We start from the raw sequence: 20581 nt of genomic DNA on the forward strand, positions 1-20581 counted from the left end.
CTAATTGACATTTGATTTATCCCGATGTATAATAAAATTAAGTAAATGAGAATTATTATCATTTATAATCTGACGGGAAGGTGAGTAAATATGACCCTTAGTGAAGGCCAAATCGGTCAATTTTATTTTGTAAAAGAACTAAAGTTAGAACATACTGCGAAGCAGAGATTAGAGGCATTAGGATTAATTGATGGAACGAAAGTAGAACTGCTGAATCAAAACCATAATGGTGCAATTGTATTTAAGGTACGAGGTACCCGTTTAGCTATTGGTAAAAAAATCGCAGATGCAATTTTTGTCGAGGAGGTTGCTTAAATGAGAGAAGAACTTCATGTAGGATTTGTAGGAAATCCTAACTGCGGCAAAACTACACTTTTTAATGCATATACAGGAGCAAAATTAAAAGTAGCTAATTGGCCGGGGGTAACGGTTGAGAAAAAAGAAGGTGCTATGCGGTATCACAATGAAAGATTTAAGTTAGTGGATTTGCCTGGTATCTATAGCTTGACTTCCTATACATTAGAAGAAAAACTATCAAGACAGTATATATTAGAGGATGATGTAGACGTTATTATTGACGTTGCAGATGCCTCCAGTTTGGAGAGAAACCTTTATTTAACGTTACAATTAATTGAACTTGGAAAACCTGTTATTTTAGCTTTAAATATGATGGATATTGTGGAAGAGAGAGGAATGGAGATAGACCTTCACAGACTTCCGGAGATGCTTGGCATCCCGGTCATTCCGGTATCTGCCAGAAAGAAAACAGGCCTGGATATTCTCATGCATGCGGTATCCCATCATAAACATAAGCTTAATGATAATAATTTAGAACATCATCATTTTGCAGGGCAGGAAAAAGATAGTGAACATGTTCATGAACACCACAAAGAATATGCCCTTGTTTATAGTGATGATATCGAAGATAAAATTGATTCTATATCGGAAGTTTTATTATATACCTATCCGGATATAAAGAACGTAAGATGGCATGCTATCAAGCTGTTGGAGCAGGATGAAGAGATTATGGAACGTTATCCTGTAGATTTATCCGGAATTGTAGATCGAAGTTATGAAACCGAAATTATTAATCAAAAATATGATTTTATCGAAGAAATTATTGAAGAAGTACTGGTAAATAAAAGTAAGAAAGAAGCTTCTACCGATAAGGTTGATCGTATACTTACCCATAGAATCTGGGGCATGCCCATCTTTTTTGCAGTAATTGGTTTGGTATTCTTTTTAACATTTTCCATAGGTAATATATTAGCGGGATATTTTGAAGGAATTATTTCTTCCCTTTCAGAGATAACATTAAACTTTTTGGTATCTACTCATGCCGGTGATGTTTTAACTTCACTGATTGTGGATGGTATTATTGCAGGAGTTGGCGGAATATTAACTTTCCTTCCAAACATTGCAATTCTATTTCTTGCCCTGGCAATTCTGGAAGACAGTGGCTACATGGCAAGAGTAGCTTATGTAATGAATGGTATTATGGGTAAAATTGGATTATCCGGAAGAGCATTTATACCAATGCTATTGGGATTTGGCTGCACCGTTCCTGCGGTTATGGCTTCCAGAACCTTAGAGAACCTGAAAGACAGACGTAAAACTATATTTGTAACACCCTTTATGTCTTGTAGTGCCAAAATACCCATCTATGTTTTACTTTCCGGTATGTTCTTTAAAAAACATGCGGCTTTGGTGGCTTTATCCATGTATGTGATTGGATTGGTAATCGGAATATTAGCTGCATATATTATGAATAAGATTGATAAACAAGAAGATGGACAAATAAGTACATTGCTTATAGAGCTGCCGGAATATAAGGCACCAAACGTAAGAACCATACTCATTTATGTGTGGGATAAAATTAAGGATTATTTATCAAAAGCAGGTACAACCATATTCTTAGCTTCCGTTATTATATGGTTTATTTTAAACTTTGGTCCAAAAGGCATGGTAACCGATATGTCTCAGAGTTTTGGTGCAAGCGTCGGACGTTTTCTGGTGCCGGTATTGGCTCCGGCAGGTTTAGGTTTGTGGCAGATTGGAGTGGCACTAATCTCCGGACTGGCGGCAAAAGAAGTAGTCGTAGCCAGTTTTGGAATTCTCTTTGGAATTGCAGATATTAATACTGCATCAGGAATGACTCAATTAAGTGATATGCTGCAACCCTTAGGTTTTGGAAGCTTAAATGCATTTTCACTTATGCTGTTTTGTTTATTGTATACTCCATGTGCAGCAGCCGTAGGTGTTATTGCAAAAGAATTAAAGTCTGTGAAATTAACTGTATTCACAATATTATTCCAATTGGTAATAGCGTGGGCAGTAGCAACTATTGTTTATCAAATCGGTAGTCTTATATAATGAATAGTTACAGATATATGAATCTAAGAAGATAAACTTATAACCGGTCCGGTGCCGGGATTGAAAGGAGTGGAATTTATGACTTATGTAATTGGAGGAGCAATTGCTATCTATGTTATTTATATAATTTATAAGAAGGTAAAAGATATAAAGGCAGGTAAATTCTGCAACTGTGGCTGTAGTGACTGCCCATCAAAAGAAAAATGCCATTAAGGCTTTGATAGAGATTCACCCGGTATTTCCTATGTCTAATACCGGGTGAATCTCGTTTTGCAATATATAAATTGATAAATACAAAAATATTACAGAAATAATATTACGGAAAATTGAAAAATAAAAAAGGAAATCACCAACTTTGGTAGAATATTAATAATATAAGTAAGAATAGTCCGTAACATAGCACAAATACTAATACATAATGTAACCTCATCAGGAAAGGCACCGCTTCTGTAAGCGGATTGCGAATATCCACTTTGACTTACACGTTAACTTCAAAAAGGGAGTGATAGAAGTGAAAGAGAATTATAATCAGGATAAGCTGGTTAGTAGTGTAAATATCAGACAGAAATTAGAGCAAAGGGAGCATGAAATTTTAAGTCCCTATGCGTCATTTAGTGATAGTTCAGAAGGCAGAGATATTTATGAAGAACCTTGTGATATTCGTCCAATTTATCAAAGAGACCGGGACAGAATCCTGCATTCTAAATCCTTCCGCCGGTTAAAGCATAAAACCCAGGTTTTTCTGGCACCGGAAGGAGATCATTACCGTACCAGACTCACTCATACGCTGGAAGTTGCACAAACAGCCAGAACTATTGCTAAAGGATTGCGTTTAAATGAAGATTTAACAGAAGCCATTGCTCTTGGACATGATTTAGGCCACACCCCATTTGGACATGCGGGAGAAAGGGTGTTGAACCGGGTTTGTCCTGAGAAGTTTGAACATCATTTACAAAGTATTCGAATCGTAGAAATATTAGAGAATCACGGCAGGGGATTAAATCTTACTAAAGAAGTACGGGATGGCATCTTAAACCATCAAACAAAAGGAAAACCAAAGACTTTAGAAGGAAAGATTGTTAGGTTATCTGATAAGATTGCCTATATTAATCACGATATTGATGATGCTATTCGTGGACATATCATTCAGGAAGAGGATATTCCAAAAGAATTTACCGATATATTAGGACACAGCTCCAGAGAACGTTTAAATACCATTATACATGATATTATTATTAATAGTGAAGGCGCCGGAGAGATAATCATGTCTGAAAAGATTGAACAGGCAATGTTTGAGATGCGAAGATACATGTTTAGGAGTGTATATACCAATCCGGTGGCAAAAGGTGAAGAAGCCAAGGCGGAATCCATGGTTGCATGGCTTTTTGAATATTACGTAAAGAATATAGAATTAATGCCGGAAGAGTTTTTAGAAATGATCGAGGAGAAAGGCGAAACCGTTACCAGAGTTGTTTGTGATTATATTGCTGGCATGACGGATCGGTTTGCAGTTGCAAAATTTAAGGAATTAAATATACCAAGGTCATGGAGCATATATTAAAATAAGCAAAGTCCCCTGGTTTAGTCCGGTGGAATGCATACCAATATAGACAGAATAGGAGATTACCATGTTTTACCCGGAAGATTTAGTGGAGGAAATAAGAATAAGGAACGATGTAGTAGATGTGATAGGCTCCTATGTAAAATTACAGAAAAAAGGAAGTAACCATATGGGGCTTTGCCCCTTCCATAATGAAAAAACACCCTCCTTTAGCGTAAGCAGCTCCAAGCAAATGTATCATTGCTTTGGCTGCGGAGTGGGAGGCAATGTATTTACTTTTATTATGGAGTATGAAAATTATACATTTGTAGAAGCGTTAAAATTATTAGCCGGCCGGGTGGGAGTAAATCTTCCGGAAGCAGAATACAGCGAGGAAGCGAAACGACAGGCCAGCCTAAAAACAAAATTATTAGAGATAAATAAAGAGGCTGCTAAGTATTATTATTACCAACTTCAGAAAAAAAGTGGACAAGCTGCCCTAAATTATCTTTTAAATCGAAAACTTTCAGAGGATACAATAAAACAATTTGGACTTGGGTATTCTAATAAGACTGGAGATGATTTATATCAATATTTGAAGCACTTAGGATATAATGATGAAATTCTAAAAGAATCTGGGTTGATTACCATTGATAAGAGCAAAGTATACGATAAGTTTTGGAATCGTGCCATGTTCCCAATAATGGATGTGAATAACCGGGTTATCGGCTTTGGCGGACGTGTTATGGGAGATGGATTACCAAAATATTTAAATTCTCCGGAAACCAAGTTGTTTGATAAAAGCCGTAATTTGTATGGATTGAATTTTGCCAGAATATCCAGAAAACCAAATATACTAATATGTGAAGGTTATATGGATGTAATTGCACTTCATCAGGCAGGCTTTAAGAATGCTGTAGCTTCACTTGGAACGGCATTTACCGGCCTGCAGGCTAATCTATTAAAGAGATACACAAGCGAGGTTCTTATTACTTATGATAGTGACGAAGCAGGAACCAAAGCGACTTTAAGAGCTATTCCAATCTTAAAAGAAGCTGGTCTGTCTGTAAAAATCATTAACATGAAGCCGTACAAAGATCCGGATGAATTTATAAAAGCTCTAGGCTCGGAAGAATATCAAAAGCGGATTGATAACGCACAGAATTCCTTCCTTTTTGAAGTGGAGGTGCTGGAACAGGAATATGACCTTTCTGATCCGGAGGAGAAAACCAAATTCTTTAATGAGATTGCAAAAAAAATGCTTAATTTTACAGAAGAGATTGAAAGAAATATCTATATCGAAACCGTTGCAAAAAAATATAATATCGGCTTTGATAATTTAAGGAAGTTAGTAAACCGATATGGTGCCCAGATTGTTGTGGGACAAACAGACATAAAGAGGGTGGTAGAGCCCGCTAAGAAGAAAAAACGGGAAGATGGAATGAAACAATCCCAGAAGATCCTTCTTACCTGGTTCATAGAGGATACCGGTCTATTTGATAAATTAAAGGGAATTATTACACCGGAAGACTTTACGGAAGAACTGTATGAACAAGTTGCACAGATGCTATTTGACCAATATGATGTGGAACACAAGGTAACTCCGGCAAAAATCATCAATCAATTTGAAAGCAAAGAAGAGCAAAATGAAGTTGCTTCTTTATTCTCCACTGAGATACCGGAAGACCTGGGAGAGGCGGAAAGAAAGAAGGCTTTAGAAGAGACCGTATTACGAATTAAGAAGAACAGCCTGGATGCGAAAAGCAAGAAAGCAATTGAAAATAATGACATCATAGGCCTTCAAAATATCATAAGAGAGCAGGCAGACTTACAGAAATTGCATATTTCTTTCTAGGATGGTTAAAATACTAAAAAGATTGAGCAGAGGCAATTTAGGAGGATAGATAGATATGGACGAGAATATGGTAAAATTCACGGAAAAGTTAAAAGAGTTACTGGCATACGCAAGGAAAAAGAAAAATGTATTGGAATACCAGGAAATTAACGACTTTTTCATAGACTTTGAAATGGATAGCAACATAATTGAGAAAATCTATGAATATTTGGAAGCAAATAACGTAGATGTTCTTAGGCTGGCCAATGATGAAGAGGATATTGTTTTAGAGCCGGAAGATGAAGAAATCGAGGAAATTGATTATTCTTTACCCGAAGGTATCAGTATTGAAGATCCTGTAAGAATGTATCTAAAAGAAATCGGTAAAGTGCCTTTGCTTAGTATTGATGAGGAAATAGAACTGGCAAAAAGAATGTCAGCCGGAGACCAGGAGGCTAAAAAGAGGCTTGCAGAAGCCAACCTTCGTTTGGTAGTCAGTATAGCAAAACGCTATGTAGGACGTGGCATGCAGTTTTTAGATTTAATTCAAGAAGGTAATCTTGGATTGATCAAAGCAGTTGAAAAGTTTGATTACGAAAAAGGATTTAAATTCAGCACCTATGCAACCTGGTGGATTAGACAAGCCATTACAAGGGCCATAGCAGATCAGGCAAGAACCATACGTATTCCGGTTCATATGGTGGAAACCATCAATAAGTTAATCCGGGTACAAAGACAATTGGTACAGGAATTAGGCAGGGAACCATTTCCGGAAGAGGTAGCCAAAGAAATGAATATGCCAGTAGAGCGTGTTCGTGAAATTCAAAAGATTTCTCAGGAACCGGTATCTTTAGAAACCCCTATTGGTGAGGAAGAAGACAGCCATTTGGGAGATTTTATCCAGGATGATAATATTCCGGTGCCGGCAGATGCAGCAGCCTTTACTTTGCTGAAAGAACAACTAATTGATGTACTTGGAACACTTACCGATAGAGAACAAAAAGTTTTAAGATTACGCTTTGGCCTTGATGACGGACGTTCTCGTACTTTAGAGGAAGTAGGCAAGGAATTTAATGTAACTAGGGAAAGAATTCGTCAAATAGAAGCAAAGGCATTACGCAAATTAAGGCATCCCAGTCGCAGCCGTAAATTAAAGGATTATTTAGAATAAGATTATTAGAGTATATAGATTAGAAAAAAAGCAAAGCAATAATAAAATCAGTACAAAAATAATCACTTTAAATAATCCTTTAGAAATGACATAAAATTTATACTAGTATTAAGGCAGGTAGATATGCAATTATCAAAAAGATTACAAGCAGTTGCGGACTCTGTTACAAAAGGTAACAGGGTAGCAGATGTAGGGTGCGACCATGCCTACATATCCATATATTTGATTAGACAAAACATAGCCCCAGGTGTTATCGCAATGGACGTGAACAAAGGGCCATTGGAGAGAGGCAGAGAAAACATTGAACGCCTTGGATTAGACAGTCGGATAGAAACCAGGCTATCTGACGGTCTTCATAAACTGAATCCAGGAGAAGCGGATACCATTCTTATAGCAGGAATGGGAGGCGCATTAACGGTTCGGATATTAGAGGAAGGTCTTGCCTCTGTAAAAAAGTGCAAGGAACTAGTCCTACAACCTCAATCCGAATTAGCTTTTGTGCGTAAATTTATAGAACAAATCGAATTTGAAATCGTAGCAGAACAAATGCTGATTGATGATGGAAAATATTATACCATAATAAAAGCAATATCTATGCCAGCTAATGCTGACAAGAATTCGGAACAATTTAAGGTTTCCGAAATAGCAGGTGAAACCTGGAAAAGTAAAAAGACTACTTTGGTATCAGAAGATATTGATATCGCCAATAACAGCAGCTTGGAACTTTTCTACCGGTACGGAAAATTTCTGCTTCAAAGCAGAGAACCCATCACCAGGGAATTCTTATTGAAGGAGAAGAATCAGTGCCTTCAGGTAGTCAAGGCCCTAAAACAAAATCCTACTGAGAATGCCATAGTAAGGTTAAAAGAAGTGGAAGAAGAATTAGGATATATAGAAGCTGGTTTGGCATATTATAAATAGAAAACTGATATCTCATCAATAAAAGCGTTAAAGTGCTGCATTTCATTTTTTACGAACAAGGAGGAGTTATGGAAACTACAGTCAAGATAGACGTTAACGGTCATATAAAAGAATATCCCCAAGGAATTTCATTATTAGAAGTCAGCAAAGAGTATCAAAAGGATTATGATGCTGATATTATACTTGCATCTGTGGGTAATAGACTGCGGGAGCTGTCAAAAACAGTGGAGCAAGACTGTAAAATAACCTTTCTGACTACGAAGGAGGATGCAGGTAATAAAACCTATGTAAGAGGAATTACCTTAGTAATGCTAAAAGCACTTTATAACGTAGTAGGTGCTGATAAAATAAAACGTGCATCGGTAGAATATTCTCTTGGTAACGGATTATACTGTACCATTGAAATGATGGTGCCAATGACAGAAGAACTTTGCTACAGAATAAAAGAGAGAATGCAGGCCATCGTGGAGGCGGATTACCCAATTTTAAAAAAGTCCGTTGGAACCGACGAAGCCATAGAATTATTTAACCGGTACAGAATGTATGATAAAGAAAAGTTATTTCAATACCGAAGGGTTTCTAAAACTAATATATATAATCTGGAAGGATTTGAAGATTACTATTACGGTTATATGCCTCCTAGTACAGGAATGCTGAAATACTTTGATTTATTTCCTTATGATGAAGGTGTTATTCTGCTTCTTCCAAGGAAGCAGAATCCCAAAGAAATAGAAACTTTTAAACCGTTGGATAAACTGTTCCACACTCTAAAGGAATCCAACCAGTGGGCGAAAACAATGGAAGTAGATACTGTAGGTGCGCTAAATGACGTTATAGTAGAAGGTAACATTCATGAACTAATTCTAACTCAGGAGGCACTTCAGGAAATGAAGATTGGAGAAATCGCCCAGCAGATAAAAGAGGCAGGGGACAAAAAATTTGTTATGATTGCGGGACCATCTTCTTCCGGTAAGACTACATTTTCCCATAGGTTATCCATTCAGTTAAAAACCCACGGCTTAATTCCCCATCCAATAGCAGTAGATGATTATTTTGTAGAGCGGGCTCATACTCCCTTGGACGAAGAGGGAAACCCTAATTTTGAATCCCTGTATGCCATTGATCTTGAATTATTTAATAAAGATATGACCAATCTATTGGAAGGAAAAACTGTTGAACTGCCTAGTTTTAATTTTAAAACCGGGCATAGGGAATATAAAGGTAATTATAAGACCTTAGGACCGAATGATATACTTGTTATTGAAGGAATTCATGGATTAAACGATAAATTATCCTACAGCCTTCCAAGAGAAAGTAAGTTTAAGATTTATATTAGTGCATTAACTTCGCTGAACATTGATGAACATAACAGAATACCTACCACAGACTTAAGATTAATTCGAAGAATGGTTCGTGATGCCCGTACAAGAGGTTCTTCCGGGCAAAGAACTATTAATATGTGGCCATCGGTAAGACGGGGTGAAGAAGAAAATATTTTCCCCTTCCAGGAAGATGTAGATGTTATGTTTAATTCCGCGCTTATCTATGAATTAGCAACATTAAAACAATATGCGGAACCGATTTTATTTGGAATTGACAGAAATAGTGAAGAATTCATAGAAGCAAAGAGATTGTTAAAGTTCCTGGATTATTTCTTAGGAGTAAGCAGCGAGGCTGTACCGCAGAATTCCATACTGAAAGAATTCGTGGGAGGAAGCTGTTTTAAAGTTTAAAATAAGTAAAGGATTCCTATAATATCGGAAAGTAAAATAACGCTTCTGATTCAGGGAGAAGAAACTGGATAATCTATGCATCCTTAGATTATCCAGTTTCTTTGCTGCTGATTAAGTATAAAAGCGGTGGATGACAAAGTATCTTCACCTGGCCTTTATTCGTATACAATATTGTTATTAAATATATTTTTAAGATCGCGAATTAATAATATAAACCATATGTTCATTATAAGGGAGACAATACCTAAAGCAACGATTCCTATTTCCGATACTATGGTCAGTACTATGGTTTGAGCGACCATAACCACAATGTTAAATATCATATAATTTCTCGTACTTCTTATATACTCTTCCGCAATATCCCCTTTATGAAACATTTCTAAAAGCTCTATAGATCCAGCTAAAATGTAATATTTTAATATAAGCTCCATTGTCATAATTCCTGTTGACCATATAAGAGTAAATAAAGTTCCGATTTGAAATATATCTGATTGGAACAGAGAGATGAACCCAACTACAAGAGTCAGCAAAACAATCCATACTCCAAAATTAACTCCATTTTTCAATGTCTTAGAGGGATGTACTTCGTTTAGTGCTTTGATTCCGCTATAAACTATGAGCCACTCTATAAATTGGGGAAGTATAGGAATACCGAATAAATTGAAATTAAAGGATGTAAAGACAATTCCCCAAAAGATTAATTTATATCCTTTCAGCAAACTATGCTTTTGTTCCATGCTAACACCTGTACCTTTCGTAATAAATCAATTGTTATAATTTAAAGATATATCACTGTATCAAACATCCCATTAAAAATTAAAATCATTGGTTGAACTTTACATATTTTATAAAGTCAAGGAAACTCGGATTATTATAGTTATCATTACTTATATGAAACAAAGGCTCATAATAGGTATTGCCTTGGCTGTTCTGATAATAGAGCCTTGGATATATTTCAAATTTTATAAAGGGAAAATTCTCTCTGATATTTGGATTAAGAGAATTGGAAATATATAAAGTATCGCCCTTTTTATAATCTTTTCCATTAGCTGCTGTATATTCTTTATTATTTATTTTAAGATTTAAATAATTCTTCAGCTTATCAAGAAAGGGTGAATCAATTGATTTTATCTTTATGTTATCAAGTAATTCAAAAGACTTATCCGATTCTCCGGAGGAAGAGCTGGAAGCACGATTCTGCTTAAGATAGTCTCTAGAAGATAACTCATCCTTATAAAAAATCAATTTGCCCAAGTTTACCTCTGCCTGCTTGCCGCCATTAAAAAGAATAGTTGCTTCCGATAATTCCAACTGATCCGGCATAACATCAATAGGAATATCTAAGGAAAGATATACCGTTCGTAAACTGTAAGTACCGATGTTAACCCCTAATGTATTATCATTTGAAGAAGAATGAAATATACCTGTAAAGAAATTATCCGGTTGATATTCTGATGCATGAACATAAAGGGAGGGGGCTTCTTTAAATGCGATACTAATAACACTTTTGTCATCCGAAATATTTGTTATATATTGAAGTTTGATAGAGCTGCCAAGTCCAGCGGAGTAGAATAAATCACCTTCATTTTGAAGATATACTTTATATTCATAGTAATGCTTTAGAAATACAGGTTCCTTAATTCTTAAAAATAAGATAGTACAAACACCAAGTAAGAGGGTAACGCCTATTAGAATCAAACCTGCTTTCATTATCTTATTATTTTTATCCATGATACGGCCTCCAAAATACGTATAAAAATTTTATTTATAAAATCATATATATATTTAATTATACATGAAACAGGATAAAATTGCCATGTAAAAATTCTTCTATTTACATAATAGTTTAAATATGTTAGAATAACAAAGCTGAGTAGCACAGATGATCGCGCCTATAAGTACCGAAAGGTCATAGGTGAGGAAAGTCCGAGCTTCATAGGGCAGGGTGCCGGATAACGTCCGGTGGAGGCGACTCCAAGGCCAGTGCAACAGAAATATACCGCCAATTCATTTGCTTGCAGATGTTTTGGTAAGGGTGGAAAGGTGGAGTAAGAGACCACCGCTTGTTTGGTAACAAACAAGGCTCTGTAAACCCCACTCGAAGTAAGACCGAATGAAAGCGATACGGTTGCCCGCCGTGCTTTGGGTAGGTCGCGATTTGTCTTTGACAAATGAGCTATATGGTAACATGTAGCAAAGATAGATGATCATCAGATACAGAACTCGGCTTATAGTGCTGCTCACTTAATTATTATATAAATCTTAATCTGACGCGTACAATATACAAAATATTGGTATGCGTTTTTTATTTAAAGTACTTTAGGTGGAAATTTCCCATGTTATTAATATGGAAAATGAAACTTAAAGTACTTTTTTACTCCATATTAATACTAGATTGTGCAATTTATTTGAATTAATTTCTGAAAATATAACATAAATAGAAAACTTATAAAGTTGAGAAAACAAGATTTATATTATATGAAAACGATTGCACAAAAAATAACACTGAAAAAATAACAATTGTTTAAAAAATAACGATTATTTTGTTGACAAATGTAGATTACAATACTATAATTAACATGAATTTAATGAAACCTATACAAAAATTATACGAAATCTACAAAAACGGCTATGAAAAATATATGAAATCGATTTCATAAATATTTGCATAAGTTTCATTATCTACAAGCTAAATTAAATATGGGATTGAATTAAAAGGAGGATTTACATGAAGAAGTTATTCAAAACTCTATTGGTTTTGGGTGTGGCATTTGGGTTGGTTGCCTGTTCTGGTAAAAAAACGGAAGCTCCCGAAACGAAAGAGCCATCAACAGAGAAAACTCAGGAAACAACACCAGAAGCGCCTGAAACAGATGGCGCAGCTTCTAACGGAGACACAATTAAAATCGGTGCTCTACAAGATATTACAGGTAAAACAGCTACCCTGGGTAAGATGATTCAAGCGGGTGCTCAGTATGCAATTGATGAAATAAATGCAGCTGGCGGTGTTAATGGGAAGAAACTTGAATTAATTACACGGGATACTACTGGTGATGTTACAGAAGCGATCAATGCTTTCACTCTTCTTGCAACACAAGATGGAGTTAGTGCAATTATTGGACCGCCAGTAGCAAATATTGGACTTGCAATTGCACCTCTTTCAGAACAATATAATGTTCCAATCTTAGGATTTGCTATTGATACTGCAGTTTTACAGAATAAAGATGGAGTTACATACAAGAACATGTTCTTATTCCAACCATCTGATGACCAACAAGGTGCCATCATGGCAAAATATGCTCTTGATGAATTGGGTTCTAAGAAGATTGGCGCTATTTACAGAAGTGATAATGCTTATTCTTTAGGTTTAGTAGATGGCTTTAAGAGCTACCTTGCCGAATCTGGTTCTGACTCAAAAATTGTACAAGAAGTTCAATTTACAGCTACAGATACAGATTTTAGTACAATGTTAATGAAACTTATGAATGCAGGTGCAGATGTTATTTATGCTCCTAACTATACTCAGGAATTAATCACTATTGCACAACAGGCACGTGCAGTTGGTTATACAGGCACTATTATTATGGGACTGGATGCAGCTCCTCCATTTGCTTCCCTTGCAGGAGCTGCTTCAAATAACATAATTTATATTAATAATATTACAGAATCTGAACCCAAAGTCGCAGAAATAATGGAAAAATATAAAGCTGAGACGGGCGCTGATGCAACTAATAAGTTCTTCTTAGGTTATGATGTTGTTAACATCCTTGCAGATACCATTACCGAAGTTGGTGAAGATTCCGTTGCTATTAGAGATGCAGTTGAGAAGTTGACAGGCTTTGAAGGATTAACAGGAATTATTTCAATTAATCCAGAGAATCATCAGCCACAAGGTCTTGAAATGTATATCCATGAAATTAAAGATGGAGAATCTGTAATGATCAAACAATATTCAGCAGAATAATTGACTAATCTAGTAGGCATAAAGATATGACATATGAAGAGAGTTGTTACAAATTGACTTTGTTATAAATATACCATCAAAATTTGCCATGATAGTGTAACATAAAAAGTCGCACTAAACCTGAAAAGGGAAGAAACTTACATTATATTAGTGAGATTCTTCCCGGGGTTTAGAAAGACAGCAGTATTCTGAAGAATGTGGGATTCTTTACTGCATTTAGAAAAATGTAAACAAGGCTTAATTTTGTAACAAACCTTATAGGAGGGAAACATGGCTATTCAGTTATTACTGAACGGTTTGGCTGTTGGATCAGTTTACGCCCTGATAGCTACCGGCTTTGCTTTAATTTTTAGTATTTTAAAATTCTCAAATTTCTCACATGGTGCTTTAATGACTCTCAGTGCATTTGTAGGCTATTTTGTATCCGCAGGTACAGGCTGGTCATTAATTCCTGTCCTGATAGTTTCCATGTTAGTAGGCGGTCTAATTGGTTTATTTGGTGAATTCGTCGCATTTAGAAGAATTACAAAAAGAAACTCAGCAACATTTTATTATTTTGTATCATCTATTACACTAGGTACACTTTATGAATCTATTGTAACTATTATTGTAGGAGCAGGATATTTTGTATATCCTATGTTCTTCAGCAAGCCAGCTATCTGGGTTGGTGATCTGGTAATTCAGACCAGCAGTGTGGTAATGCTTGCTATTTCAGCAGTTGTGCTTGTTTTATTAGTATTTGTACTTCAGAAAACAAAAATGGGACGTGCTTTACGTGCCGTATCATATGATAGAGATACTGCGTATTTAATGGGTATTAATGTATTTAGAATTATAAGTGCTGCTTTCTTTATATCCGGTGCATTGGGTGCTTTAGCAGGTGTATTCTTAGGTATTTACAATTATACACTTACAGCACAGCTTGGAAACCTTGTAGTTAAAGGTTTTATTGCTTCTGTTATAGGAGGCCTTGGAAGTATATCCGGTGCAGTTTTTGGTGCAGTATTATTAGGGTTATTAGAAACTATTTTAATTTTCTTTATAGGTTCCGGTTATGCACCGGTTGCAACATTTCTTATCATGATTTTATTCTTGTTTATTAGACCACAGGGAATTGCAGGAAAATCAGTTCAAGAAAAAGCATAAGGAGGCAACAAATGCAATTTTATCTTTCAGTACTTACTCAAACTTTGATTACAATAATAGGAGTTGCAGGCGTATATGTACTTACCAGTTTAGCTGGAATGTTCTCCTTGGGACAGGCCGCATTTATGGCAATTGGTGCTTATGCATCCGGAATTTTAGTTGTTAAACTTAATTGGCCTTTTCTTCCTGCAGCTATTATGGCAGTATTAATTAGTGTAATTATAGGATTCTTTGTAGGTTTACCTACAGTAAAACTTAGACGTGACTACATATCATTAGTAACATTAGGATTTGGTGAAGCGCTAACTGCTATCTTAAACCAAATGACTGGCCTTACAGGTGGTGCCGCAGGTTTCTCTGGCTTTCCTAAAGTAATTAGCTTTCCTATTGTTCTGGTTGTAGCAATTATTTGTGTTATCTTAGTAGCCTTTTTTAAAAAATCAAAATATGGAAGGCAATGTATTGCTTTAAAAGGCGATGAACTTGCAGCAAAAGCTATGGGCATTAATGTGCCAAAAGTAAAGATGATTGCTTTTCTTTTCTCAGTGGCTTTAGTATCTTTATCCGGAGTTTTGTATGCTTTCTACGTTACTTATGTGGATCCTACATTATTCGGATGGAAACTTAGCGGAGAATGGGTAATCATGAACTTCTTCGGCGGTGTCAGCAGCTTAACCGGCTCCATACTTTCAGCTATTATACTTACTGCTTTACCAGAAATGTTAAGATTTTTATCTGATTATAGAATGGTATTCTATGCAGTAGTAGTATTGCTGGTTCTTAATTTTAAACCGGCAGGTTTACTTGGTACTTGGGAATTGACTCCAAAGAACGTAAAGAAATTATTCCAAAAAAAGAAGGAGGGTACCCATGCTTCTTCAGGTAAGTAATATAAGTAAAAACTTTGGAGGCGTTCAGGCCACCAAAGACTTCAGCGTAACGGTTGATAAAGGTGAAATAGTTGGTATCATTGGACCCAATGGAGCTGGTAAAACCACTATATTTAATGTGATATCCGGTGTATATACTGCAGATGAAGGTTCTGTTTTATTATCTGGTCAGAATGTAACTAAATTACCTCAACATGACATCACAAAGCTGGGAATTGGCAGAACTTTTCAGAATATTCGTCTTTTTAAAGGACTTTCTATTATAGAAAATGTTATGTGTGCATTTGATCCACAATCAAAATACTCATTCATTGGCAGTATCATTCCAACGCCAAAGAGAAGAGCTGAGGAAAAACGAGGCAAAGAATTATGCGAGCATTTCCTGGAGATTGTTGGATTGAAAGATTATATCAATGAAGCACCCGAGAATCTGGCTTATGGATACCAGAGACGTTTAGAGATTGCCCGTGCTTTAATGTGTAATCCAAAAGTATTATTGCTTGACGAACCAGCAGCTGGTCTTAATCCGACGGAGGTTGGTGAGTTAACAGAATTAATCTTAAAGTTAAGTAAAGATTTCGGATTTGCTACCATGCTGATTGAACATAGACTAGAATTAGTAATGGGTATTTCTCATAAAATTGTTGTTCAGAATTTCGGAAAAACCATAGGAGTTGGTACACCGAAAGAAGTTCAGAATAACCCGGCTGTAATCGAAGCTTATTTAGGTGCAGAGGAGGAAGATAATGCTTAAAGTAAACAATTTATCTGCAAGTTATGGATACGTAAAAGCTTTAAAAGAAGTATCAATTGAGGCTGCTCAAGGCCAAATCGTATCTATTATTGGTGCAAACGGTGCCGGTAAAACTTCATTACTTCGCTGTATCTCCGGTTTAGTAAAGCCTACTTCCGGAACCATTGAATTCTTAGGACAGCAGATACCCAAGAAACCAAATGATATAGTAAAAAAAGGTATCATTCATGTACCGGAAGGAAGAAAAACTTTTTCAGGACTATCGATTCAAGATAATCTATTAGTTGGTGGTTACCTATTCAGCGCAAAAGAAAATGAAGAAGAATTAAAGAAGAACTATGAATTATTCCCTATATTGAAACAACGTAAGGAACAATATGCCGGTACCCTATCCGGGGGAGAGCAGCAGATGCTTGCTATTGCAAGAGGACTTATGACGCACCCAAAGCTAATGCTGTTAGATGAGCCTTCATTAGGTTTAGCACCGCTTATTGTAAATCAGGTATATGATTTGATTGCTCAAATTCGTGACAGAGGAATTACCGTATTATTAGTAGAGCAGAATGCCAAGAAAGCCCTTGGACTATGTGATAAAGCATATGTATTGGAAAATGGTAAAATAATTCTTGAAGGAACCGGAAAAGAATTATTGTGTTCTGAATCAGTAAAGAAAGCTTATTTAGGCGGCTGATATTAAAAGGTGTTAGGCGCCAGAATCGAGGTTAATATGATTAGGCAATGGAATGAAGAATCACTGGATCATAGAAATGCATTGCTATATGCAATGGGCGTTACAGAAGAAGAGGCAAAACGCCCGGTTATTGGTATTGTAAACTCCTGGAATGAAATGAATCCGGGACATTATGCTTTTAAAGATGTTGTACAAAATATTAAAGACGAAATATATAAAGCAGGTGGATATGGAGTAGAGCTACCTATTTCAGGTATTTGCGACGGTATGTGTTCCAATACTCCGGGAGATCGTTATACACTGCCTGCCCGTGATATGGTATCATCTGAAGTAGAAACAGCTGCAGAATTAAATGGTTTAGAAGGTATGGTTATGCTGGGTACCTGCGATAAGGTAGTTCCGGGTATGATTATGGGTGCTTTAAGAGTAAACATTCCTACCGTTATGATGACAGGCGGATTCATGGCTCCCGGTAATATAGATGGTAAAATGATTACCTTAACACATACAAAACAAGCCTATGCATCCTATATTGCAGGAGATATTTCAGAAGAAGAATATAAAAAGGTAGTCCGCAATGCCTGTCCAACACCAGGTGCCTGTCCATTTATGGGAACTGCAAACACCATGTGTGCAACGGCTGAAATATTAGGATTATCACCACATGGCAATGCAAGTGTCAGATGCCAGTCTGAGGAATGGAATGAAATGGCTAAGACTACAGGAAAAAGAATTGTAGAATTAGTAAAAGAAGAAGTTAGACCAAGAGACATTATTAAGAAAGAAAACTTCGAAAATGCGGTTAAATATATGATGGCAACCGGTGGGTCAACCAACTCTATTTTGCATATTCCTGCAATGGCTAGACAGGCAGATATAGAAATTATTCCGGAAATATTTGATGATATCAGCAAAAAAATACCGGTAATCAGTACGATATACCCAAATCACCCTACTTATACTATGGCAGATTTTAGTATGGCAGGTGGATTGGGAGCGGTTATGTCGGAACTGGATAAAGCAGGACTGATAGAAACCAGTGCGAAAGGAATGTTTGGCACTTTGGCAGATAAAATTACACTATCAGAAAACAGAAACACTGAGGTAATACATCCAGTAACCAGTCCAATACATGAACAAGGTGGTTTAGCTGTATTATCCGGTAACATTGCAGCGGATAGCTGTATTGTTAAATTTTCAGCGGTAGATAAAGCTGTATGGAAGTTTAGCGGACCTGCAAAGGTTTATGATTCCCAGGACGATGCATGGAATGCCATCTTAAAAGATGAAATCAAAGCCGGTGATGTGGTAGTTATTCGTTATGAGGGACCAAAGGGCTCACCGGGCATGCCCCATATGGAAACCTTTATGGCAGCTGTATTAGGTAAGGGCATGGGCACAAAAATTGCCTTGGTATCAGACGGAAGATTCTCAGGGGCTACCGGTGGATTGGCAATTGGACACGTATCTCCGGAAGCTTATGAAGGTGGTAATATTGCACTTATCCAGGATGGAGATAGGATAGACATCGATATTGAGAATCGCTTACTAACAGTAGCTCTAACAGAGAAAGAAATTGAAGATAGGAAGAAAAACTGGAAGCCGGTGGAAAAGCCATCTCCAGGATGGTTAGGCTTATACAAGAAGAATTGTACATCAGCTCATAGAGGTGCAACTGTATATTGGAATAAATAAGATGGTGCTAAAGCAGCAGAATCGAGGTTAAAATGGCAAATATAAAAGATGTAGCCGAACGGGCAGGGGTCTCTGCAAGTACAGTATCCAGGGTGCTTAGTGATAACCAATACTATATTAAAAGAGAAACCAGGGAAAAAGTACTAAATGCAGTCCAGGAACTAAATTATACCCCAAACGTTCTTGCAAAAGGATTAAAAGGCGGACGCAGTAATAACATTGGACTCTTAATACCTAATATTCAAAACGAAATGTTCCCACCGATTATTAGAGGGGTTGAAGATTTTGTGAGAAAAAGAGGTTACAACATTATTTTATGTAACATAGATGATGATATAGAAGTAGAAAAATATTATGTAAATAAGCTAAGTCAAAACGCAGTAGATGGTTTTATAGTTTGCTCTATGTTAAAGAGCAGCGACAGTATCAGGCAATTGCATAAAGATGGATTTCCGGTTGTACTGGTATCCAGATATTATGGAGAAAAAATGAATTCTGTTATTATAAACAATTACCAGGCAGCTTATGATGCAACCAATTATTTAATCCGTACAGGTAATAAAAAAATTGCAATTGTAGTGGGACGTCCGGAATTGAATGTTTACGGACAGAGATTACAAGGCTATAAAGATGCCATACAAAATGCAGACTTGGAGCTTGATGAAAGTTTGGTAATTTATGAAACCAGTGGTGATAATGGGATTTATCAGGCCATGATGGAACTTTTGAAAAAGGAAGACAGGGTTGATGCTGTTTTTGCAACCAGTGATTCAAAAGCCATTATTACGATGAAAGCAATAATGGACTACGGCTTAAAAATACCGGATGATATATCTGTACTAGGATTTGATAATATAGCGGTAAGTACGTTATTGAATCCACCCCTATCAACAGTTTCACAGCCATTTTACCAGATGGGAAGTCTGGCAGCAAAAAAGTTATTAAATATTATAAATGGTCATGGACCTGCAGAACCGGTAATCGATATATTAGATACGGAGATTATCATACGTAAGACAACAAAATAGAGGTAAATCAATGAATCCAATAGGAATTAACTTATGGAATTGGACGGGAGATTTTAACCAAACAAAAATTCAATATATAGAAAAAGCAGCAAAGTTGGGATATACAGCGGTAGAAATCGGAGTCGAAAATGCCATGATGGATTCAAGACCCATCAAAGAAATTATCGAGAATAATCATTTACAAGTCACTCTATGTGCAGCAATGACAAAAGGGAAAGATATTTCTAGTTTTGACAAGCAGGTTAGAGAAAATACAAAAGAATACATGAAAAAGTGTTTCCTGCTTGGAAAAGAAATTGGCTCCAAATTATTTGTGGGTCCGGTATATGCAGGAGGTGGAAAAGCACATCTGTTAAGCTGGGAAGACAAAAGGAAAGAATGGGAGCTTGCTGTTACAGGCTTGAGAGAAATGGCAGAAGTTGCTGCGGAATGTGGAATGTCTATAGCTATTGAACCGTTAAACCGATACCGGACAAGTGTGGTTAACACTTTAGATCAGGCATTGCAAATGGTAGATGATATTAACAAAGATAATGTAGGAATCTTATATGATACATATCAAGCTAATATAGAAGAAAAGGATATTTATGAGCCTTTAAAAACTATATGTAAAGCCGGAAAATTACTGCATGTTCAGCTAAGTGACTCCAATCGTGGTGCCCCCGGAATGGGACATATTGATTTTAAACCAGTATTTGAAATATTAAACACCTATGATTATAAAGGGCATATCACGGTTGAAACCTTTACAGAAGGTGTTTTTGATAGCGGCTGGATTGTATTAGATACTCCGGACAATGTTGCAAAAATAGGTATAGAAACAATCAAAGGATATATATAG

Annotated in this window: 18 protein-coding genes and 1 other RNA gene; 17 read left to right on the forward strand and 2 right to left on the reverse strand. The window is 36.4% G+C overall.

Annotated elements, in window-relative coordinates:
• The first annotated feature begins 90 nt into the window (after positions 1 to 90).
• The 8 genes from RT261_RS00400 to RT261_RS00435 all read left to right on the forward strand — a co-directional run bounded on the left by RT261_RS00400 (position 91) and on the right by RT261_RS00435 (position 9572).
• Complete coding sequence (locus RT261_RS00400; protein WP_313127918.1) at positions 91 to 315, forward strand: FeoA family protein; 225 nt, start codon at positions 91 to 93, stop codon at positions 313 to 315.
• Entirely contained in the window at positions 316 to 2373 is a 2058-nt protein-coding gene (gene feoB / locus RT261_RS00405; RefSeq protein ID WP_313127919.1) for a ferrous iron transport protein B, read from the forward strand.
• A gap of 78 nt (positions 2374 to 2451) precedes the next feature.
• Entirely contained in the window at positions 2452 to 2586 is a 135-nt protein-coding gene (locus tag RT261_RS00410) for a FeoB-associated Cys-rich membrane protein (protein ID WP_313127920.1), read from the forward strand.
• A gap of 325 nt (positions 2587 to 2911) precedes the next feature.
• Complete coding sequence (locus RT261_RS00415) at positions 2912 to 3934, forward strand: deoxyguanosinetriphosphate triphosphohydrolase (RefSeq protein ID WP_442871754.1); 1023 nt, start codon at positions 2912 to 2914, stop codon at positions 3932 to 3934.
• A 67-nt stretch (positions 3935 to 4001) separates the two neighbouring features.
• A complete protein-coding gene (dnaG, locus tag RT261_RS00420) occupies positions 4002 to 5768 on the forward strand; it encodes a DNA primase (RefSeq protein WP_313127923.1) in 1767 nt (588 codons plus the stop codon).
• Positions 5769 to 5823: 55 nt separating this feature from the next.
• Positions 5824 to 6918, forward strand: coding sequence for an RNA polymerase sigma factor RpoD (gene rpoD, locus RT261_RS00425; protein WP_313127925.1), 1095 nt, complete (start codon positions 5824 to 5826; stop codon positions 6916 to 6918).
• Between the two features lie 123 nt (positions 6919 to 7041).
• Positions 7042 to 7839, forward strand: coding sequence for a class I SAM-dependent methyltransferase (locus tag RT261_RS00430; protein ID WP_313127926.1), 798 nt, complete (start codon positions 7042 to 7044; stop codon positions 7837 to 7839).
• Positions 7840 to 7907: 68 nt separating this feature from the next.
• Entirely contained in the window at positions 7908 to 9572 is a 1665-nt protein-coding gene (locus RT261_RS00435) for a nucleoside kinase (protein WP_313127927.1), read from the forward strand.
• A 155-nt stretch (positions 9573 to 9727) separates the two neighbouring features.
• Here the strand turns inward: RT261_RS00435 and RT261_RS00440 are convergent, their stop codons facing one another.
• Both RT261_RS00440 and RT261_RS00445 read right to left on the reverse strand, forming a co-directional pair.
• The gene (locus RT261_RS00440; protein WP_313127928.1) at positions 9728 to 10309 is read right to left on the reverse strand and encodes a hypothetical protein; all 582 of its coding nucleotides are present in this window, start codon (positions 10307 to 10309) and stop codon (positions 9728 to 9730) included.
• Positions 10310 to 10394: 85 nt separating this feature from the next.
• Positions 10395 to 11303, reverse strand: a complete 909-nt coding sequence (locus tag RT261_RS00445; RefSeq protein ID WP_313127929.1) for a hypothetical protein — start codon at positions 11301 to 11303, stop codon at positions 10395 to 10397.
• Positions 11304 to 11442: 139 nt separating this feature from the next.
• On the opposite strand from RT261_RS00445, the gene rnpB reads away from it, so the two are divergent.
• The 9 genes from rnpB to RT261_RS00490 all read left to right on the forward strand — a co-directional run bounded on the left by rnpB (position 11443) and on the right by RT261_RS00490 (position 20581).
• An RNA gene (gene rnpB, locus RT261_RS00450) (RNase P RNA component class A) lies at positions 11443 to 11819 on the forward strand.
• Positions 11820 to 12300: 481 nt separating this feature from the next.
• Positions 12301 to 13536, forward strand: a complete 1236-nt coding sequence (locus tag RT261_RS00455; RefSeq protein ID WP_313127930.1) for an ABC transporter substrate-binding protein — start codon at positions 12301 to 12303, stop codon at positions 13534 to 13536.
• A 270-nt stretch (positions 13537 to 13806) separates the two neighbouring features.
• Positions 13807 to 14682 carry a branched-chain amino acid ABC transporter permease gene (locus tag RT261_RS00460; RefSeq protein ID WP_313127932.1) on the forward strand — a complete coding sequence of 292 codons (876 nt, stop codon included), beginning with the start codon at positions 13807 to 13809 and terminating at the stop codon, positions 14680 to 14682.
• Positions 14683 to 14693: 11 nt separating this feature from the next.
• On the forward strand, positions 14694 to 15572 hold the full coding sequence (locus RT261_RS00465) for a branched-chain amino acid ABC transporter permease (RefSeq protein ID WP_313127934.1): 879 nt from the start codon (positions 14694 to 14696) through the stop codon (positions 15570 to 15572).
• Positions 15553 to 16326 carry an ABC transporter ATP-binding protein gene (locus RT261_RS00470; protein ID WP_313127936.1) on the forward strand — a complete coding sequence of 258 codons (774 nt, stop codon included), beginning with the start codon at positions 15553 to 15555 and terminating at the stop codon, positions 16324 to 16326. Before RT261_RS00465 ends, RT261_RS00470 begins: the two co-directional genes overlap by 20 nt.
• Positions 16319 to 17017, forward strand: a complete 699-nt coding sequence (locus tag RT261_RS00475) for an ABC transporter ATP-binding protein (RefSeq protein WP_313127937.1) — start codon at positions 16319 to 16321, stop codon at positions 17015 to 17017. Before RT261_RS00470 ends, RT261_RS00475 begins: the two co-directional genes overlap by 8 nt.
• 36 nt (positions 17018 to 17053) lie before the next feature.
• Positions 17054 to 18712, forward strand: coding sequence for a dihydroxy-acid dehydratase (ilvD, locus tag RT261_RS00480; RefSeq protein ID WP_313127939.1), 1659 nt, complete (start codon positions 17054 to 17056; stop codon positions 18710 to 18712).
• Positions 18713 to 18744: 32 nt separating this feature from the next.
• Positions 18745 to 19740: a LacI family DNA-binding transcriptional regulator gene (locus tag RT261_RS00485; protein ID WP_313127941.1), complete on the forward strand. Its 996-nt coding sequence runs from the start codon at positions 18745 to 18747 to the stop codon at positions 19738 to 19740.
• Between the two features lie 10 nt (positions 19741 to 19750).
• The gene (locus RT261_RS00490; RefSeq protein WP_313127944.1) at positions 19751 to 20581 is read left to right on the forward strand and encodes a sugar phosphate isomerase/epimerase family protein; all 831 of its coding nucleotides are present in this window, start codon (positions 19751 to 19753) and stop codon (positions 20579 to 20581) included.

Origin of the sequence: Anaerocolumna sp. (genome assembly GCF_032079385.1) — a bacterium.
Lineage (GTDB): Bacteria > Bacillota > Clostridia > Lachnospirales > Lachnospiraceae > Anaerocolumna.

What these genes read in the sequence shown, in the direction of transcription:
- RT261_RS00400 (WP_313127918.1), top strand. Translation starts at nt 91, where the DNA reads ATGACCCTTAGTGAAGGCCAAATCGGTCAATTTTATTTTGTAAAAGAA.
- feoB (WP_313127919.1), top strand. Translation starts at nt 316, where the DNA reads ATGAGAGAAGAACTTCATGTAGGATTTGTAGGAAATCCTAACTGCGGC.
- RT261_RS00410 (WP_313127920.1), top strand. Translation starts at nt 2,452, where the DNA reads ATGACTTATGTAATTGGAGGAGCAATTGCTATCTATGTTATTTATATA.
- dnaG (WP_313127923.1), top strand. Translation starts at nt 4,002, where the DNA reads ATGTTTTACCCGGAAGATTTAGTGGAGGAAATAAGAATAAGGAACGAT.
- rpoD (WP_313127925.1), top strand. Translation starts at nt 5,824, where the DNA reads ATGGACGAGAATATGGTAAAATTCACGGAAAAGTTAAAAGAGTTACTG.
- RT261_RS00430 (WP_313127926.1), top strand. Translation starts at nt 7,042, where the DNA reads ATGCAATTATCAAAAAGATTACAAGCAGTTGCGGACTCTGTTACAAAA.
- RT261_RS00435 (WP_313127927.1), top strand. Translation starts at nt 7,908, where the DNA reads ATGGAAACTACAGTCAAGATAGACGTTAACGGTCATATAAAAGAATAT.
- RT261_RS00440 (WP_313127928.1), bottom strand. Translation starts at nt 10,309, where the DNA reads ATGGAACAAAAGCATAGTTTGCTGAAAGGATATAAATTAATCTTTTGG.
- RT261_RS00445 (WP_313127929.1), bottom strand. Translation starts at nt 11,303, where the DNA reads ATGGATAAAAATAATAAGATAATGAAAGCAGGTTTGATTCTAATAGGC.
- RT261_RS00455 (WP_313127930.1), top strand. Translation starts at nt 12,301, where the DNA reads ATGAAGAAGTTATTCAAAACTCTATTGGTTTTGGGTGTGGCATTTGGG.
- RT261_RS00460 (WP_313127932.1), top strand. Translation starts at nt 13,807, where the DNA reads ATGGCTATTCAGTTATTACTGAACGGTTTGGCTGTTGGATCAGTTTAC.
- RT261_RS00465 (WP_313127934.1), top strand. Translation starts at nt 14,694, where the DNA reads ATGCAATTTTATCTTTCAGTACTTACTCAAACTTTGATTACAATAATA.
- RT261_RS00470 (WP_313127936.1), top strand. Translation starts at nt 15,553, where the DNA reads ATGCTTCTTCAGGTAAGTAATATAAGTAAAAACTTTGGAGGCGTTCAG.
- RT261_RS00475 (WP_313127937.1), top strand. Translation starts at nt 16,319, where the DNA reads ATGCTTAAAGTAAACAATTTATCTGCAAGTTATGGATACGTAAAAGCT.
- ilvD (WP_313127939.1), top strand. Translation starts at nt 17,054, where the DNA reads ATGATTAGGCAATGGAATGAAGAATCACTGGATCATAGAAATGCATTG.
- RT261_RS00485 (WP_313127941.1), top strand. Translation starts at nt 18,745, where the DNA reads ATGGCAAATATAAAAGATGTAGCCGAACGGGCAGGGGTCTCTGCAAGT.
- RT261_RS00490 (WP_313127944.1), top strand. Translation starts at nt 19,751, where the DNA reads ATGAATCCAATAGGAATTAACTTATGGAATTGGACGGGAGATTTTAAC.